Genomic DNA, 19,049 nt, shown 5'->3' with positions numbered 1-19,049 from the left:
TCAAAAAAGAGTATCTTGAATTTTTGGTGAAAGTTTCAAAAGCTCATAAGTCTTAATAGTTGCAACTCTTCCTCTAGCTGTTCTTTCAATATAGCCATTTGCTAAAAGATAAGGCTCAATTACATCTTCAATGGTCCCCTCATCTTCGCTCAATGCAGCAGCAATAGTACTAAGTCCTAAAGGTCTTCCTTTAGATGATGCAAGAAGTTTTAAAAGCTTTATATCGAGTTCATCAAAACCTTTTTCATTTACTCCAAGTTCATTTAAAGCAATCTTTGTTCTATCTATCTTTATAATATCTTCATTTTCAACTTCAGCAAAATCTCTTACTCTTTTTAAAAGTCTAAGAGCCACTCTTGGGGTACCTCTACTTCTTTTTGCAATTTCTAAAGCAGCATCTTCTTCTATAGTTTTATTTAGTTTCAAACAGGCATTGCTTATAATTTTTGCAAGCTCATTAGGTGAATAAAATTGCATTCTAAAATGCATACCAAATCTATCTCTTAAAGGGTTGCTTAACATTCCAGCTCTTGTTGTTGCACCAATTAATGTAAATCTTGGAATATCTATTTTTATAGTCTGTGCTGCAGGACCGCTTCCTATTATGATATCAAGTCTAAAATCTTCCATAGCAGGATAAAGGATCTCTTCTATTGCTGGAGAGAGTCTATGTATCTCATCAATAAAAAGAATATCTCCCTCTTCCAAATTTGTTAAAATTGCAGCTAAATCTCCACTTTTTTCTATCATAGGAGCTGCTGTTATTTTTATATTGGATTGCATCTCTTGAGCTATTATATGAGCTAATGTTGTTTTTCCAAGCCCTGGAGGTCCAAAAAATAGAATATGATCTAAAGCTTCTTCTCTTTTTTTACTAGCTTTTATGAAAACTTGCAGATTTTTTTTGATCTTTTCTTGACCTATATATTCATCCCATCTTGAAGGTCTAAGAGAGCTTTCAAATCCTCCCTCATCACTAAATTTTTCAATCTCTACTATTCTTTCCATTTATCCTCTTTGCTTATAGATAGTGTATTAGTTAAAATTGTTGAGTGGTTATAATGGTTAAACTACTCAACTACTTAACTAATATTCATACTCTTCACTTGGAAATTCTTTGTTTTTTACTTCATCTGCATATTTTTTTATAGCTTCTTTAACCAATTCGGCTCCATTTAAATACTGTTTTACAAATTTTGGTTTAAACTCTTCAAAAAATCCAAGCATATCAGACCATACTAAAACCTGACCATCAGTATCTTTTCCTGCTCCTATACCAATTACTGGAATATTAACATGCTTTGTAACTATTTTTGCAGCTTCAGATTTTACTCCTTCTATTACAATACAAAAAGCTCCTGCATCTTCTATAGCTTTTGCATCTTTTAGAAGATTTTCAATTTCGGCCTCATTTTTTCCTTTTATTTTATAACCACCTTCAGCCCTTACAAATTGAGGAAGTAATCCTATATGGCCCATTACTGCGATGCCATTTTGAGTTAGATATTTTATAGTTTCAGCTTTTTCAACGCCACCTTCTATTTTTACAGCATCGGCTTTAGTTTCTTGGTATATTTTGATAGCATTTTTTAAAGCCTCTTTTTTATCTATATATGTTCCATAGGGCATATCACATACAACAAAGCTCTTTTTTGCTCCATTGCATACTGCATTTGTATGATAAATCATTTGATCAAGTGTTGTTGATAGAGTATCACTTTTTCCAAGAAAACTCATATTTAGACTATCACCAACTAAAATTATGTCTGCATACTCTTCAAAAAGTCTTGCAAAAAGCGCATCATAAGCAGTTATCATGACAATTGGCTCTTTGCCTTTTATACTTTTTAAAGTAGATATTGTATGTTTTTTCATAATCTTCCTGAATATATTATATTTAAGTTAAATTCATTTTATCAAAAAATAGGTATAATTTTGATAAAAATTTTTTAAAGGATAACTTTGAAAAAATTAGTAGCTTATATAACATCGGCCCTTCCAGATAGAGAATTTACAATAGATTTAGCTTTGGCTATGAAAGAAAATGGAGTAGACTCTATTGAGCTAGGCATTCCATTTTCAGACCCTGTTGCTGATGGTCCTATAATTGAAGAAGCAAATGTTAGAGCATTGAAAAATGGATTTAGAATAAAAGATACTTTATATATAAGTGAAAAAATTGCTAACAAAATTGATACTTTATGGATGGGATATTTTAACCCTTTTTACCATAAAGGAGTTGATTATTTTATAAATGAAGCTAAAAAACTTGGAGTTAGTGGTTTTATTATTCCAGATTTGCCTTATGAAGAGTCTTTAAGCTATAGAGCTTTATTTGATGAAGCAAATATAGCATTGATTGGTTTTGTAGCTCCAACAGATGATGAAGATAGAATCAAAACTATTGTAAAAGATTCAAAAAAATTTATCTATCTTGTTGCGTATGCTGGAATAACAGGAAGTGAAAAAAAAGAGGATATTTCTGAAGTTATAGAAAATATTAAAAAACACACCTCAACTCCAGTTTTCATAGGTTTTGGAGTTAATGAAAAAACAGCAAAAGAAAAAGCTAAAAATGTAGATGGTGTTATTGTTGGAAGTGCATTTGTTAAGATTTTGTTACAAGATTTGACAAATAAAGAAAAAATTGATAAAATATGCAAGCTTTCAGAAAAGATTAAGGAACTGATAAACTCCTAAATTAAGAGCTAAGCCCCGTAATGGGGGTGACTTGGCTTCGACAGGAGCAGTCGGTATTAGGCTGCATGCCGGCTTGAGGAATGCCGTAAAAACTCCTCAAAAAAATAGACGCAAACAATACAGATTATAGACCAGCTTACGCTGTAGCTGCGTAAGTTTAACGAATTTTGGTCCCTCGCACCTAACTCTGCCCTCTGAGTTAGGATTTTGCGGGGTCACAAAATAGAGGGCTTGGATAAGCAGTTGCCTAGCTGCTTATCGACACCTTTAGGCTGGATTTACAAAGGCTTTGGGCGCTGAGCCTTTGTAAATCGAGATTAATCAGCGCTACTAAGCATGTAGAGGCCTAATATCGGTTGTTTCTGGACTCGGGTTCGATTCCCGACACCTCCACCAATTAAAAAATCTCAAAAATCTTCTATAAAATAGGACTTAATAGGGCTTTTTAAGGAAATAAATAAAGTAGTTTTGCTACCCTATTGCTACCCATTATTGGAAATTAAAGTTATATCATTACATAAATAGTATTTATTATAGTATTTTTTTATGAAGTTTGAATAATAGCAGTGGGATACGAACTAATTACACTATTTATTGACATAAGGAATACAATCTAACTTATGATTATATTTGCTACTTATTATTAAAATAAATATTGTTTCTGTCAGAACAAATAACTAATATTTCTTCCTAACAACTTTTTTTTCGCTAAAATGATATATATTTAAAAATTTTATAAAATTTTAATTAAAAGGAACCAAAATGATGATATGTCAAATATTAAACTATTTTAATCTTGCATAATTTTCACAGCCTTCTTCTACTTTTAAATCACATGCATTTCCGTAGTACATAATAGCTTTCGAAATATCTTTCTTTACTCCTATACCAAATTCATACATAAGAGCAAGATTATAGCATCCTTCTCCATTCCAAAGATTACAAGCTTTTTGGAAAAGTTTCACAGCTTTAAAAGGGTCTTTTTTTACTACTTTCCCATCTAAATACATAACACCAAGATTACTACATCCTTGTCCATTCCAAAGTTTACATGCTTTTTCAAAAAGTTCAACGGCTTTAAAAGGGTTTCTTTTAACCCCTCTACCTATTTCATATAAACGTCCAAGTCCATAGCATCCTCCTCCATTTTTCAAATTACAAGCCTTATGATAAAATTTTGCAGCTTTAAAGGGATTTTTTTTGACTCCTTTGCCTAGCTCATACATGACTCCAAGATTGTTGCATCCTCGTCCATTTTTAAGATTACATGCTTTTTTATAAAATTCAACAGCTTTAAAAGAATCTCTTTTAACTCCTTTGCCTTTAAAATACATGTACCCAATTTCATTGCATCCTAATCCATCTCTAATATCGCATGCTTTTTTAAAAAATTTAAAAGCATTATTGTAGTCCCTAGCTTCTAATGCTTTTATTCCATCATCAATAAAATCGGCTAATGAGTTACTAGCTACAAATATTATTGCAAAAAGAGATATTTTTTTGAGTATAGAAGAAAAATCCATAAGTTATTCCTTATGTTTTTTTTATAATACAAAATTTTAATTACTTAAGTCAAAAAATAGTAAAATGACTTGAAAAATTAGATGATTGAAAAGTATTTACATAAAATTTATCAAATAAATTGAACAATAAAGCGACATCATAAAAAAAGGCTTATGATATTAAAGATTATACAACCATTCAATAAGCAATAAAACTTATTTAGCTTTATGATGAGAGGATGTTATTAGTAAATTGGATTTAATTCAATTTAGATACAAATTTATTTGATTTTTTAATATCTCTATTTTTTCTTGATATCTTTTTATTTTCTCAATCACATTGAAAAATATCTTTTAAATCAATTTTATAATATTTTAAAAACACTTTTTTATAATTTGAAACTCTTTAGACTCTATATATTGAATTTACTATATCTTTTAAATATATATCTTCATTAATTTTTGCATCTTTTAAGTTAGTTTTAAAAAGTTTTTAAACACTAATAAACAAAAAATTGTGCTTAATATCATTTCATATGAGGAATAGATTTGTATAGAGGTAAAAAATTAGGTAATATTAAATTAGAAAATATTTTTTAAAAAGATATCAAAGGTAATTGTTATGTTTTCTAATAAAATATTACTTTTTTTATTTTCAATAATCATATTAATAATTTTTAATGGATGTACAAGACATGCAAGATTATATAATTTAAATACAGGTAATGTTTTGACTGCTTCTTTTAAAGACTATGGAATTGGACATGGTGAAATTACTTTAAAGATGTCAAATGGAACAGTACTTAAAGGAGAATATTCTACCATAAACGATACTAATTATAATTATGCATTGATTAATGGAAGTGCTGCATCTAATGACAATCAATATGCATGGGCAATAGCACAAGGTTTTTCATTTAATCAACCAGGAAAACAATTTGGGAGCGCTATAGTTTCAGGAGAAGGAATAATAATTGATATTGTTTATGTAGTAGATCCATGGACAGGTCATGGTTATGGAGTAGGAAAAGATAACAAAGGTAATAAATATAAAATTCAGTTTTAGGATTAGTTCAATTGTGTTTTGTATCTTTGTATTTTAATAGAGGCAGGATTTGAATATTTAATTCTAATATTTATAAAAAGTTATCTTTATTAAACAAAATTGTTTGATTTTAATAATTAAGCAATAGTTTTGTTTTTAATTATAGAAAACTGCTATCATAATATTGTCAAATTATTTAAAAAAGCAGGTATTAAAGAGTAAAAAATACTAAGGTCAAATAATAAATAATATCGACAGAAAATATGCCAATATAAATCTTTATTAAACAAAAAGAGATAAAGAATGAAAAAGAATATTCAGCCTAAATTGTATAAACATTTAATCTAAATGGCTTTTTCATGAATTTTACTTTACAAATAGGAATTGTAAATAAAATACTTACTCGTTATTCAAAAATATCTGTAGATGATAACTATCTTACTATGGTACCTATTAAATCTGGAAGTATTAAAAGATATCCTATAAAAGAAATAAGAAAAGTATTTCCAATAGGTAACATCTGGGGTTTTTGGAATGAAATAAAAATAGAGCTAAATAATGAAAGAATAATTAAGATTGAATGGTTAGCAAAAGATGATGCGAGAAAACTATATAATGCTCTGACATCAGTTTTATCTCAAAAATATCTTGAAGAAAATATTCATATAGCAAAAAATTTATTCAATCAAATATTTCAAGAAATAGATAATAAATACTTACAACAGAAAAAACTAGAAGATAAAAAAAAATTAATATTACAAAAATTGCCAGAGATAAACCACATAAATGAACTACCAAAATCTTTATCTAATAGTTCAATTTTTGAAAATTTATTTCAAATTGTTCATAATAGTGAAAGATATAGAAGAGAGCATAATAAAAACTTCATAGATAAAGAACTAATCACTTATAAAAAATACTTTGATTCTATAGAGAAAAACCGTTTAACTAAGAATCAGAGATTAGCAGTTATTACAAACGAAGAAAATAACCTTGTTATTGCTGGAGCAGGATCTGGAAAAACTAGTGTAATAGTTGCAAAAATAGGCTATTTAATTCAAAAATATAATTTCAAACCAAATGAAATACTTGTAATGGCTTTTAATAATAAAGCATCGGAAGAATTAAAAGAAAGAGTGAAAAAAAGATTAAATTTGGACAATATGTCAATTTCTACATTTCATTCACTTGGTATGAATATAATTACTAAAGTTGAAGATGTGAAACCTTCAGTTGCAAAATGGGCAGAAGATGACTCTTTAAAAGCAAAAGTAATTGAAGAAATTATTAAATATTTATTAAAAACAAATAATGGGTTTTATAAAAATTTTATGAGCTTTTTTTATAGGCCTTTTGCAAACTATATCAGTAAATATGAATTTAAATCAGAAAATGAATATCAAAACTATCTAAAAAATAATGATATCGTTACATTGAATAATGAAAAAGTTAAAAGCTATGAAGAGTGCGAAATAGCGAATTTTCTTTATCTTAATCAAATTAAATACATTTATGAATATTCTTATAAATTTAATACTGCTAATAGACAATATAGACAATATAGACCAGATTTCTATCTTCCTGAATATGATATTTATATAGAACATTTTGGTATTGATGAAAATAATAATCCAGCCCCTTATATCGATAAAGAAAAATATATCAAAGGAATTGAATGGAAAAGAAAAATACACCAAAAATATAATACTATTATGATAGAAACATACAGTTATGAAAAGAAATATAATCAGCTTCTAAAGAACTTATATAATAAATTGAAAAACTACAATGTAAAATTTAAACCAATTAGCTTTAAACAGGCACTCAAAACTCTCAATAAAAGAGGATTAGTAAATGAACTATCAAAAAACATAGCGACTTTCATAACACATTATAAATCTTCGCATATTGGGAAAAATGAATTGGAAAAAAGAGCAAAAAACGATGATAGGCTCAAAGCTTTTATAAAAATAATCTTCCTTATAATGGAACAGTATGAAGAAAAAAACAAAAGAGAAAATGTTATAGATTTTGAGGATATGATTAACAAGGCAGTAGAGTATGTAGAATCTGGAAAATACATATCAACATACAGAGCTATACTTGTTGACGAATTTCAGGATATTTCTGTAGCAAGAGCGAAACTAGTTAAAGCATTAAAAAACAAGACAGACACTATATTTACAGCAGTTGGAGATGATTGGCAAGCAATAAATAGATATGCTGGAGGTGATATTTCCATTTTTTACAATTTTTTAGACTTTTTTGGCAATACTGAAAAAATCACTTTAGACTGTACTTTTCGATTCAATAATAAAATTAATGAGGTAGCACAAAAATTTATACAAAAAAATCCTTATCAAATAAAAAAGAACATTCAAACAATAAAAAAAACAGATAAACCCAAAATTTTTATCTGGTGGTTTGATGATATCGAAAATTCAGAAAGCAATATATCGTTTATTTTAGATAATATTGAAATTGATAAATATAAAAGCTGTTTGATATTAGGAAGAAATAAATACTCTTATAATGTTAATTTATCTGACATTAAAAAAAAATACCAACATATCAAATTCAGACCAATGTCTGTTCATAAAGCTAAAGGTTTAGAGTCAGATATTGTAATTATAAATAGAGTTATTCATGATATATTAGGTTTTCCTTCTATGATAAGCAATGACCCAATTGTTACACTTGCAATGTCTAATATAGAAGATTATCCGTTTGCAGAAGAGAGAAGACTTTTTTATGTGGCTCTCACAAGGGCAAAAGATGAAGTACATATTGTTACTAACAAGAATAACCCATCTATTTTTATTAAAGAGTTTCTAAATGACCATTATGAAGTAGAAAATAAGTATTTAAATAATGAAAAAGTTTTATTATGTCCTAAATGCGGTGGAATATTAGTTAAAAGAAAAAACAGACACGGAGAGATTTTTTATGGCTGTGAAAATTTTAAAAGTCATAGGTGTACATATACTACATCCATTCCAGAACAATTTCAAAAAAAGAAAAATAAAAAAACTGTTAAAAACAATGTAACCAGTAATGAAACAAGAAGTAATTTAAATCAAAAATCCATAGATAATGAATTAAAATTGAAATTGTTTGATTTAAAAGAAAAAATTACAAAAGAATTATCATTAGATAAAAGTACGCTTTTATCTGATGAAATGATAGATATTTTTATTGAGAAAAAACCTATAAAAAGATCTGATTTTTTTAAAATACCTTTAAAGCTTAGAGAAAAAATTAATTACAAAGAAGCAAAATATTTGGAAGAAATTTTCGAAGTAATAAAAATTACTAAAAACTCTTGATTTCATTATAATTCTTACCAATTGTTAATGCCGAATATTTTTCAGCTTTTATATTTTGAATTAGAAGTAAAATAAAATATATAATGATTCAAAATAAAATAAAATTTTGGTTACCTATGGGTTATTTTTTTATTTGAAGTCAAACCTTAAATCTCTTTTGAAATTGCTTTGAAGATTCGATTTTATAGAATTATGAGAGTGGAAGCCATGGGCGGAATCGAACAATAAAGCACATCATAAAAAAAGACTTATGATATTAAGATTATACAGCTTTTCAACAAGCAATAAAATTTATTGAATTTTATGATTACTAATAATATTAATAAATTTAATTCAATTCAGACATAAATTTATTTGCTTTTTCAGTATCTCTATTTTTTCTTGGTATCTTTTTATTTTCTCAAACTTCTCTTTTGCATTGGTAAATATATATTTTGGAATAATCAGAGTCTCTAGCAGATCTTTATTTAATGCTTTATTTGGAGCTTCATCATACAGTTTTTGAAGCTCTTTTTTCCCTTTTTCTGATTGCAGATACAGATACAAACCATAAGCATCATATATATTTTTTAACCTTATAACCATAATTCCAGAATTTGGAATCAATAATTTATCTGTTTTACCTACAATCCCTATAACATTTGCCCCTTTTCTTAAAGGAATTAAAATATCATTTTTTTTCAATGCAAATTTTAATACCTTCTTTTTATCTCCTTTTCTAATATTGTTGCATTCTATGATATAGTTATATTTAGGAATATCTTTTAAACCAATTTCACAATATTTTAAAAAATCTTTTTTATAATTTGAAACTCTTTGGACTCTATATATTGAATCTGCTATATCTTTTAAATATATTTCTTCATCACTTTTTTTATCTTTTAAATAATATGAAGGAGATAAAGATAGCGGAGATATTTTATTAATAGGAACATTTAAAGTGAAATCTTTTTTATATCTGTTTAAAACAATATCTTTTAATTCATCTATTCTATAAATTGTATTTCTTTTTCCTACTCTTTTAATAAAATATGGTCTGTTTGCATCTACAAAAAATATCTCTTTATTATTTCTTGACAAAATACATAATGCTAAATTCTCTTTTATATAAGGGATAATTCCTTTTGGAAGTAGAACAATTGCTTCAATTAATCCTTCATATGCTATTTTTGTTCTTATTTTTGCTTCTTTAGAGCCTCTTTGCAGTAAAGATTCTCTAATTAAAATAACAGCTTTTTTCTTCATTGTTGATAAAATATGCTCAACAAAAAGAAATTCAGAAGCATTTAGTGAAGGAATACCAAAGTATCTAAATCTAAAATCATCTTTTATTATATCTGGAGAAAATGGAGCATTAACTGGAGGGTTGCATATTACCTTATCAAACTTTTTACATTCATTTTTATTGCACCAATATGAATTTGTAATAACATTGCCTACTTTTAAATTGCATTTTTTAATACCTGCCAGCTGAGCGGTAAGACCTGCAATTACTCTATTTATACCTTCATAATCTTCGCCATATATTGAAACATTTTTATTTGATTTAGATATATTTAAAAAAAATCCTCCTATACCAAATGCAGGATTATAAATAGTTTCATTCTCTTTTATATCAAGTATATCAACCATTAACTTTTTTAATTCAATAGGAGTAGAATATTTGTAAATATCGTTTGATTTTTTCTCAATTGTAAATTTTTCTATAAACTCTTGTATATTTTTAAAATCTATTTTTGCATCTATTAAATATTTTACTATTTTATCTATAGGAAAATTTTCTTCTATCTCAGTTATTTTATGAGGCAGATTTAACTCATAATATCCTTTATTTAATATTACTGATAGCTTCTTTTTATCTTTTTCTTTTTTTAAATCATCAATAATTTGGGGCAAATACTTTTTTATTATTGCAAGCTCTAATGTATATAAAAGAGCATGTAAGCTAGACCCTAGATATTTTTTTAATAATAAAGCTATATCATATAAACTTTTCATGTTAGCCTTTATTTAAATACATAATGTATTCATAATTATATCAAACTTTAAAATTAAAATATCTCCTATAATATTTCAAAATAAATATGAAAGGAAAAAAAATGGCCGATAAAATTTTATTTACAAGCGAAAGTGTAAGTCCTGGACATTCAGATAAAGTAGCAGATATTATTTCTGATGCTATTGTTGATGCATATCTATCAAAAGATAAAAACAGCAGAGTGGCATGTGAGACTATGATTGCTGGAAACAAAGTAATTCTAGGAGGAGAAATAAATTCTAGTATAACTTTATCAGATGATGAAATAAAAAAAATTGTAATTAATACAATACGACAAATTGGTTATTCAGAAGATTATCCTTTTCCCAAAGAAGATTCTTTAAAGCTTCCTTATATAGATGTAGAGATAAATCTTAGGCCACAAAGTCCTGAGATTGCAGAAGGTGTTGATAAGTGGAAAAGAGCTTTAGCTAAAAGTGAGCCATACAATGAATCCTCTGGTTATAAAAAACCTGTATATGCAAATGAAGAGATGTATGATCCTTTTTATTATCTGCGCAAAAGTGAAGAGGAATATAGGATTTCAGTTGGTATAGAAAAAGGAGGTGGGGCAATTGGAGCAGGAGATCAAGGCATCATGTTTGGATATGCTGAAGATAATGAAGATACTGAGTATTTGCCAGTTTCTATATATTTAGCAAGAAGCCTTGCTAAATATTTTTATGAGCTGGATAGAAAAGATAAAAGATATAGAATATTTGGTATTGATATAAAAACACAAGTTACAGTTGTGCAGGATAGTCAAACTGGAGAAGTTACAGGAATAGATGCAATTGTAGTATCAATTCCAACACTGTTTAAAGAAATCAATAAACCAGCTATTGAAAAAATAATAGTTGAATCTGGAATATTTAATAAATATGATTTAAAAAAGGCAAAAATATTTATAAATCCTGCAGGAAGTTATATTAAGCATTCACCGCTTTATGATTGCGGATTAACAGGAAGAAAACTTATTGTAGATAGTTATGGGGGAGCTGCAAGAATAGGTGGAGGCGCTCAAAGCGGTAAAGATTATACAAAAGTTGATAGAAGTGCAATGTATATGGCAAGATGGATAGCAAAACATATTGTAAAAGCAGGACTGGCAAAAAGAGCAGAAGTTCAATTATCATATGCTATTGGAGTATCTCAGCCAATCTCTTTTACTCTTTATACATTTGGAACAGAGAGTGTAGATAGAAAAAGAATAGAAGAGTTTATTTTAGATAATATAGATATGTCTCCAGAAGGAATAATTAAAAAGTTTCATTTAGATGATCCAAAGAAAGTAAAATATATTGAGACTGCAAAGTTTGGACAAGTGGGAAATCCCAAATTTCCATGGGAGATATTTGATGATGAGTTTTTGGAAAAGTTAGAGCAATTAAGAGAGTATAAGACAGAATTGAAGTCACTAGACGACTTAGAAAGGGAATATCCAGATGTATATGCGGAATTGATGGCAGGTGTTACCTTTCATCAATCGCCAGAATATACAAAGAAACGGATGAAGGAGATAGAAAAATCAAAAAAAAGATAGATAAGAAAATAATTTTCCGAATAAGAAAGATAAATAATAAGTAACATTTAAAATGGAGTAATACAAAAATCAGAAATTGGAGCGAAATTTATCCTAAGCTTTGTATATTTTCAGTGAAATTTTGCAAAAATATACAAGATGAATTTCAAAGGGTTTTTAGTGGTTAACACAGTTTATTTAATACTCTCTATAGGAAGATTATTATGAGTGATACGGATCAATTTATTATATTAATAATAATATTATTGTTCATTATTATTAAGCCATTAAGAATATTAGTTCTTGGATTGATAGGTATAGCATTATTTTTAACTGCAATTTCATCAGTATTTGCATTAATATCAAGTTTATTTTATTTTCAGATATTACAAGCTATGGGTTTTTTATTTTTAGCTGTTATTTTATTTCCAATATCCTTATTGATTTTAGGTTATTGTTTTGAAGCTTTATCTAATGAAAAAGACAATGATGATACAGATAATTACAAAACGAAAGACTCATCAGACATAATTAAAATATACTAAGAAAAAATTAATGGCTAAGAATATAAGTAATATTTCATACTTTACCAGAATATATGAAGAAATGCAGAAGTGAAAGAAAATTAAAAATAGTCAAAAATAGAAAAATATCTAAATAAAACATTACAATCTGAAAATGAGAAAATTTTAGAGAATAATAAATAAAAAAAATAATTAAAAATCTTGATTCATTTTAAGTGGAGTACCATGTGCGGCAGATATACCTTTTACAACACAAAAACAATTATAGAAGAACTAAAAAGAGTAGGAAAACCTTTAAAAGATGATGTAAGCGCAAATTTTACCCCAAGCTACAATATCTATCCCCAATCAGATATTGCAACTGCTTTAGGACTTGAGAGTTTTAATCATTATAGATATACAAGATGGGGACTGATACCGTTTTGGACTGATGATATCACAATGGGAAATAAAATGATAAACGCAAGAGCAGAAAACCTTGAAGATAGACCAGCCTTTAGAAAACCATTTAAAAGACAAAGATGTATTATCCCAGCAAATGGATTTTATGAATGGCAAAGAATTCCAAAATCAAGAAAAAAGATTCCCTACTATTACAAACCAAAAGATACAGATACATTTGCATTCGCAGGACTTTTTGATTACTGGAATGTACCACAAAGCAATGAAGTTATAATATCTTCTACAATAATAACAGTTAATGCAAATGAGCTTATAAAAGAAGTGCATGATAGAATGCCAGCAATATTAGATTTTAATGATATAAATGTTTGGCTTGATTCAGATTATAAAAATTATGATTATCTTAAATCTCTTCTAAAACCATATCCATCAAATAAAATGGAAGGATATATGGTTTCAGATTATGTCAACAATCCAAACAATAATGATGAAAAATGTATTGAGCCTGTTAAATCTTTATTTTAAAAAGTTAACAAAATATTAATTTTTTATATATTTTTTCATATTCATTTATAATTATTGTATGGAAAAAAGAAAAAAAACTGTTGAAGAGTTTTTAGATAAAGTAAGCGATTTAACATTCTCAAAAACTGCTCCATATAAATATGCAAAACATATCAATTATGGTAGCGAAAAATATAAAAAAGGAGTTGTTAAATCTTTAACATGGGTATCAGACCTTTCTGCATACTATTTAACACAAATCAAAAAGATAAAACAAGAATTTTTAGAACAGATTGATAAAAAAGAAAAAGAGTTAAAAAATTTAAAAGATAGCGAACTTAAAAAAGGAATATTTGATGGTTTTAAAATGGCAAAAGAGATTATTGAGTTTATAGAAAAGTCAAATAAATAGCTTCTTTATAAGCCATATGATTTGGACTAATGTATTTCCTGAAGTTTATTCATATATTATCTAAAGTATTAGTAATAAAAAGGTATATATTTAAAATTTTCCACACTTCTATAAGGTGAAAATTATAGGAAACATAGGATTTGTTGGAATTGTGGGATTTGTCCATAAAACCGAACGTTTCCCACAATTGTTATATTGAATGATATTGTAGAGTTAAAATAAAAAAAATCTTCTTTACTGACACTGACTAAGGTTAATAAAATACCCATAATATGGTTCATTTAGTGTCGGTAATAAAAAGGTTGACACTCATTGATACAGTTGACACTTTTCATATTGATTCTAACCATTTCAATATGTCAACTTATTGTCAACCTTTAAAGGTTGACAATAAAACTTCCATAAAATCTTTATTATTATGATATTTGTCGATGTCAACCTAATTTTTTACTTCAAAGGCATTATTCTTTTGTTCTTTGACTATGAAGCTTTGTCCATCTTTTTCAATTATGTAATAAGGCTCAAGTATTTGTAAAGCTTCCTTTTTGCTAACTCCTTTTAAAGGACGATAAATATCTCTTAACTTAATTGGCAGTTTCTGTTTCAATGTATAGCTTAAAACTCTATTGCGTTTCTTTTCAAAATCAATCTCTTTTTTCTCTTCTAAATGGATAGCAATATGTGATGCCTCAATAGCTTGATAGATGTAGAATTTGGTTATCTCTATGGCTCTGTTCATTATGTCTGCATTAATATAGTTATTTTCTTTTGGTTCATTTATAGCTTCTATGGTATGCAGTAGCAAAGCCAAAGAGCCTAAAAGCTTATCACTTTTGCTCAAAAATCCTCTTAAAAGCGGATATTCTTGAGATAGTTCATTGTTAAGTCCTTCCATAAAGGACTTAAATATCTTTTTTGCTTCATCTGTTAGCTTCAGATAATAAAGGTCTTCTATATATGGATATTCTTTTGCTTTTGTATAGTTTTCCAGTTTCATATCTATAAGAGTATCTACAAGCTTTTTAAACTCATTATAGATAATTTCATTTTGCTCTTTATCGGTTATTTGGTATTTAAAATCTTTCACCACATAAAGTAGCTGAAACCTATCATTAAAACCACTTGCAATATTATCTTCTTGGGCTAAAACAAGCTGTTTATATAGTTCTGGCTGTATTCCCCCAAATAATCCAATAGTAAGCTTTTCAATGTTTACATCGCCTCTGTTTATTCTGCCTATAGTATGTTTGCTTGCACCACTCCAGCTTTCAAGTATTAGGCTTCTCATCTCTGGGTCTTTTACAAAACTATAAATAATTCTTGTAATCTCATCTTGAAAAATCAAAATGCCTTGAGAGTTTGTAGATAATACATCTGTAAGTTTTTCCTTAGTGGTATCTGTTAATATAAGATAGCGGCTTTTTGGCTTATTCTTTGTCTTTTTTTCGAGGTTATGAATGGCTTCTTTCATCTCTTCAATCTTTTCATCATTATTCTCGGCTTCTGCTTTAATTAATGCTTTTCTTTTGCTTTCAAGGGCTTTTATTCTCATCTCATAGCGTTCTTGCTCTTCTTTGAATATTTCAACATATCTAAAATGTTTTTGATAAATAGGATTAGAAAAAGCTTGAAAAAGCGGTGTTTTTCTCGTTCCTTTTTCAGCTATGATACATCCCCAAAGGTTTGGAATTATTTTATATGATATATCATTAGTTGGTATTAAGCATAATTTATCTGTTATTAGGTTGGACAAAAATGCAAAACCTGCTGTAGCTACTTCTTCAAAGGGTAGGTATAATCGTTGGCTTACATCCTTAAAATACTCCTTTATAGGATATGGTAGTAATTCGGGGTCAATAACACTGCTAATATATTTTTCAACCTTTTTATCCATTTCATTTTGTGCTATACTTTTACTAGTTATCTCGCTTGTTGGCTCAAGGGTTTTTGCCCCTTGTGCCTCTAATTCTTTCAATGTATTTTTAATTATTTCTGCCATTATTTTCCCCCTATAATTAATTTAATTTCATTTGATAAATATTTTAAAATTGCTTCTTTTACTTTTGTAGGATTAGGCAAATTGCCATTTTCTCTTATTTCTCTTGCTATTTGATTGCAAAAGTCTCTAAAGTCATAACCTTTTGGCAACTCTTTACCCAAAATATTTTCAAAATCTATAGGATACACTTTGCAGCTTTTAAAATGTTCTTTTAAATACTCTAATGTTTTCTTGCAGCTATCATCATTATCAAGCAGTGCAAATATGTATCTATCTTTAATATCTGGCGTATATGGATTAATAGCAAGATTAAAAGCTATGCTATCGCTTTGAAGTATCATATAATTTAATTCTAGCAGCTCCAGCAATAAAAACTCTCCTATTCCATATCCTACAAATAAGCTTAGGTCATCTTCATCAAAAATCCTATAAGGAATAAATCTCTTACTTCCATATGTTTTCCATTTTATAGGATTTCCTTCTTTGTCTATTGCTTCTCTTATACAAATTGTCTTAACCTCATCATCTTTAAATAATGAGATAGTTAAGCTTTCATATTTACTGCTATATCCCAAATATCTATCTTTAACATCTTTTCCTCTTGGTAGTCTCCAAATATCCCTATCTATTAGCTCATACATCAAGCTTGTGGTATTTACAAAGCCTTCTGGCAATTCAATATATTTTCTTGCAGTCTTTTCTTGTTGTTTCAATGCTTTTTTAAAATTAATATGCCATTCATTTAGATTAAAGCTTTGCTTTTCCTCTTTATTGGTATAATTTTGTCTCGGTAGTGAGTTATGCAGCGGTTGGGATAGGTTAATGGGATTAGGTAGATTATTCATATCTTATCCCTAAGCATTGTGCTACCCAAAGAGTAGCTTCTTTTAACGGTGTGTTATGGTGTTCGTGGATAAATGCAACTATATCGCCTCCCCATCCGCTGCCAAAGTCTTTAATATATCCATCTGTTCTAATAGAGGCTGATGGTGTTCTCTCGTCTCTAATTTTAAACATATAATTACTGCTGATTTTATAACCTAAATATTCTAGTAGAGTTTTTGTCATATCTCTATTTACGCTTTGCTTTATCTGATTTCTAATTTTTTGTAGATTCATTGTTCACCCCTTATTTAATTTTTGTCCTTTACATTGTTTTGATGGTTTGAGATAAGAAGTTTGCTACATCAACAATATTAAATATTACTCGTGCATTGTGCGCGGCTCCAAGCTTTTTATATGGTGGTATTCCATAGCCTCTACTGATATAATTATCAATGGTAGATATGGATACTCCTAGCTCTTTAGCTAGTTCCTTTTTTCCTATAACTGTTCTACCGTATCGATTTTTGAGATCTTCGTAGATCAACTTTGTGGTATTTTCCATGTTTCACCTCCATTTTAGATTATTTTAGATTTATATATGAGATTATGCAATAATTAAAAAATTCATGATTAAAGATAGTATTATCAGTATAAGTATTAATGAAAGTATTGTATGAATTTCAGAATTTATATAATTTATACAAATAGTCTATAAAATAGTACATTTCCAACATTTCTATGCATATTTTCCCTTTTAAAGGATAACTTTATCAATATAATTTTTGCGCCACTTGAGCATGTAGGAGATTTAAAAAGATGCAAATACTTATCCTTTATATAAGTATTATATGTTGCATAATATATTTATTTTTAGTAAAAAAGTTTTTTTTTACAATACAAGTACATTGACCTTTACTAAATTTCATTGAAAGATATTCGTGAGATGTATTTGCATAATATTAACTGCATTTATCTACATTATTTCTATATTCTTTCTACATTAATTTTTTATGGAGTTGTAAGTAGTATGTGGACAGATGTAGATTATTTTTAATTATCTATTCATAATTAATCTTTATATGTCCATATATCAAAGTATTTTTATAGCCGTGTAAGCAGTAGAAAATAATTTATGAGTATAAATTATTTACTGCTTTACGTCCACTATCTGGAGCAAGCTTAGCATATCTCAAAGTCATATTTATATCTTTATGGTTCATAAGTTTTTGGATGGTATAAATAGGCGTTCCATTAATAGCTAAATGGCTTGCGAAAGTGTGGCGAAGAGTATGAATAACTACTCTATTTTTTCTATCGTTCGGCTGCAGTCCTTGATTGAAGAGTCGATCTAGTATTGGTTTAAGAGGTGATTGAATCTGCCTAGAGGTTAGAGGTGTGCTATTATTACTCAATATATAATCGTTTGTTTTTAATTTTGGCAACAAATCTGATAGCAAAGCGTGTAGAATATTATTTATAAAACCCGTATAAGTACTATTGTTTTTAAAGTCTTTGAGCTTTATTGTTCCATTATCTAAATCTATATCTTTTTTTTGAATTGCTAATATTGTTTCAAGTCGTCCGCCTGTTGATAATGCAAGATTGCAAAAAAGATAAAGAGTAGGATTGCCTTTTACTGTATCAAGCAATAGTTTAATTTCATCTACATTTAAAAAGCGTTCTCTTGCATTATCTACTTTGAGGCGTTTAACTTTTTTAGCTGGATTATTTCCCTTATATAGTCCATATTCTATAGCTACGTTAATAATTGTAGATAATAGGTTGATTATATGATTTACAGTTTTATAGCTATATCCGCTATTTATTTTTTGCTTTTGTAGTTTTTGTATAGCTTCTGGAGTTATAGATGCAATTGGAATCGATCCGAATGTCGGTTTAATGTGGTTATTATATCTAGCTATCTCATTATGCAAAGATTTATTATGCAGTTCTCTATCTTTGATATAGAGTTCAAATGCTTCATTCAACAGTTTACTTTTGCGTAATTTTTTCACTTCTAGTGGGTCTTCTCCAAGTTTAACCTTATTGATATATTCATTTCTTTTGTTGTAAGTATATTTCTCAGTTATTCCAGCTGATTTTTTACCCACATTGACCCATTTCTTTTTGCCGTTTTCATCTTTATAAGTGAATGAGTAGCTAATATCTCCATTTGATAACTTATTGAGGTATACTCCTGTATATTTTTTGCTCTTTATTCTTGCCAATCTGTCCCCTTCAAGATTTATA

General features: G+C 27.9%; 17 protein-coding genes and 1 other RNA gene. 8 read left to right on the top strand and 10 right to left on the bottom strand.

The annotated features are described in order from the left end of the window. Window positions 1–1,008, bottom strand: coding sequence for a Holliday junction branch migration DNA helicase RuvB (ruvB, locus tag QML81_RS01430; RefSeq protein WP_281951410.1), 1,008 nt, complete (start codon window positions 1,006–1,008; stop codon window positions 1–3). Between the two features lie 78 nt (window positions 1,009–1,086). After that, window positions 1,087–1,875, bottom strand: coding sequence for a 3-methyl-2-oxobutanoate hydroxymethyltransferase (gene panB / locus QML81_RS01425; RefSeq protein WP_281951409.1), 789 nt, complete (start codon window positions 1,873–1,875; stop codon window positions 1,087–1,089). An 87-nt stretch (window positions 1,876–1,962) separates the two neighbouring features. Between panB and trpA the strand changes: the two genes are divergently transcribed. After that, window positions 1,963–2,700 (top strand): tryptophan synthase subunit alpha, encoded by a 738-nt coding sequence (trpA, locus tag QML81_RS01420; RefSeq protein ID WP_281951408.1) that lies wholly within the window; start codon window positions 1,963–1,965, stop codon window positions 2,698–2,700. A 22-nt stretch (window positions 2,701–2,722) separates the two neighbouring features. Beyond that, window positions 2,723–3,096, top strand: a transfer-messenger RNA (tmRNA) gene (ssrA, locus tag QML81_RS01415). Between the two features lie 389 nt (window positions 3,097–3,485). Here ssrA and QML81_RS01410 read toward each other — a convergent pair. Then, the gene (locus QML81_RS01410; RefSeq protein WP_281951407.1) at window positions 3,486–4,223 is read right to left on the bottom strand and encodes a tetratricopeptide repeat protein; all 738 of its coding nucleotides are present in this window, start codon (window positions 4,221–4,223) and stop codon (window positions 3,486–3,488) included. A 601-nt stretch (window positions 4,224–4,824) separates the two neighbouring features. Here QML81_RS01410 and QML81_RS01405 point away from each other — a divergent pair. Next, complete coding sequence (locus QML81_RS01405) at window positions 4,825–5,268, top strand: hypothetical protein (RefSeq protein WP_281951406.1); 444 nt, start codon at window positions 4,825–4,827, stop codon at window positions 5,266–5,268. 338 nt (window positions 5,269–5,606) lie between these two features. Next, the gene (locus QML81_RS01400) at window positions 5,607–8,573 is read left to right on the top strand and encodes a UvrD-helicase domain-containing protein (protein WP_281951405.1); all 2,967 of its coding nucleotides are present in this window, start codon (window positions 5,607–5,609) and stop codon (window positions 8,571–8,573) included. Between the two features lie 333 nt (window positions 8,574–8,906). Here the strand turns inward: QML81_RS01400 and QML81_RS01395 are convergent, their stop codons facing one another. After that, window positions 8,907–10,571, bottom strand: a complete 1,665-nt coding sequence (locus QML81_RS01395) for an N-6 DNA methylase (protein ID WP_281951404.1) — start codon at window positions 10,569–10,571, stop codon at window positions 8,907–8,909. A gap of 101 nt (window positions 10,572–10,672) precedes the next feature. On the opposite strand from QML81_RS01395, the gene QML81_RS01390 reads away from it, so the two are divergent. From QML81_RS01390 to QML81_RS01375, 4 genes are all read left to right on the top strand, one after another. Further along, entirely contained in the window at window positions 10,673–12,154 is a 1,482-nt protein-coding gene (locus QML81_RS01390) for a methionine adenosyltransferase domain-containing protein (RefSeq protein WP_281951403.1), read from the top strand. A gap of 203 nt (window positions 12,155–12,357) precedes the next feature. Then, window positions 12,358–12,678, top strand: coding sequence for a hypothetical protein (locus tag QML81_RS01385; protein ID WP_281951402.1), 321 nt, complete (start codon window positions 12,358–12,360; stop codon window positions 12,676–12,678). 204 nt (window positions 12,679–12,882) lie between these two features. Then, window positions 12,883–13,584 carry an SOS response-associated peptidase gene (locus tag QML81_RS01380; protein ID WP_281951401.1) on the top strand — a complete coding sequence of 234 codons (702 nt, stop codon included), beginning with the start codon at window positions 12,883–12,885 and terminating at the stop codon, window positions 13,582–13,584. A 58-nt stretch (window positions 13,585–13,642) separates the two neighbouring features. Continuing rightward, window positions 13,643–13,975: a hypothetical protein gene (locus tag QML81_RS01375; RefSeq protein WP_281951400.1), complete on the top strand. Its 333-nt coding sequence runs from the start codon at window positions 13,643–13,645 to the stop codon at window positions 13,973–13,975. 439 nt (window positions 13,976–14,414) lie between these two features. Here the strand turns inward: QML81_RS01375 and QML81_RS01370 are convergent, their stop codons facing one another. The 6 genes from QML81_RS01370 to QML81_RS01345 form a co-directional block, all read right to left on the bottom strand. Next, the gene (locus QML81_RS01370; RefSeq protein ID WP_281951399.1) at window positions 14,415–15,974 is read right to left on the bottom strand and encodes a DUF3987 domain-containing protein; all 1,560 of its coding nucleotides are present in this window, start codon (window positions 15,972–15,974) and stop codon (window positions 14,415–14,417) included. Continuing rightward, a complete protein-coding gene (locus tag QML81_RS01365; RefSeq protein ID WP_281951398.1) occupies window positions 15,974–16,819 on the bottom strand; it encodes a hypothetical protein in 846 nt (281 codons plus the stop codon). Before QML81_RS01365 ends, QML81_RS01370 begins: the two co-directional genes overlap by 1 nt. Beyond that, the gene (locus tag QML81_RS01360) at window positions 16,812–17,093 is read right to left on the bottom strand and encodes a hypothetical protein (protein ID WP_281951397.1); all 282 of its coding nucleotides are present in this window, start codon (window positions 17,091–17,093) and stop codon (window positions 16,812–16,814) included. The genes QML81_RS01365 and QML81_RS01360 overlap by 8 nt, the downstream gene beginning before the upstream one ends. Window positions 17,094–17,121: 28 nt before the next feature. Further along, window positions 17,122–17,361: a helix-turn-helix transcriptional regulator gene (locus QML81_RS01355; RefSeq protein WP_281951396.1), complete on the bottom strand. Its 240-nt coding sequence runs from the start codon at window positions 17,359–17,361 to the stop codon at window positions 17,122–17,124. Between the two features lie 134 nt (window positions 17,362–17,495). Then, window positions 17,496–17,621, bottom strand: coding sequence for a hypothetical protein (locus tag QML81_RS01350; protein ID WP_281951395.1), 126 nt, complete (start codon window positions 17,619–17,621; stop codon window positions 17,496–17,498). A 308-nt stretch (window positions 17,622–17,929) separates the two neighbouring features. Continuing rightward, window positions 17,930–19,027 (bottom strand): tyrosine-type recombinase/integrase, encoded by a 1,098-nt coding sequence (locus tag QML81_RS01345; RefSeq protein ID WP_281951394.1) that lies wholly within the window; start codon window positions 19,025–19,027, stop codon window positions 17,930–17,932. Between the last annotated feature and the right edge of the window lie 22 nt (window positions 19,028–19,049).

This window comes from Nitrosophilus kaiyonis, assembly GCF_027943725.1.
GTDB lineage: Bacteria > Campylobacterota > Campylobacteria > Campylobacterales > Nitratiruptoraceae > Nitrosophilus_A > Nitrosophilus_A kaiyonis.
This window is presented reverse-complemented; position numbering and strand designations above follow the sequence as displayed.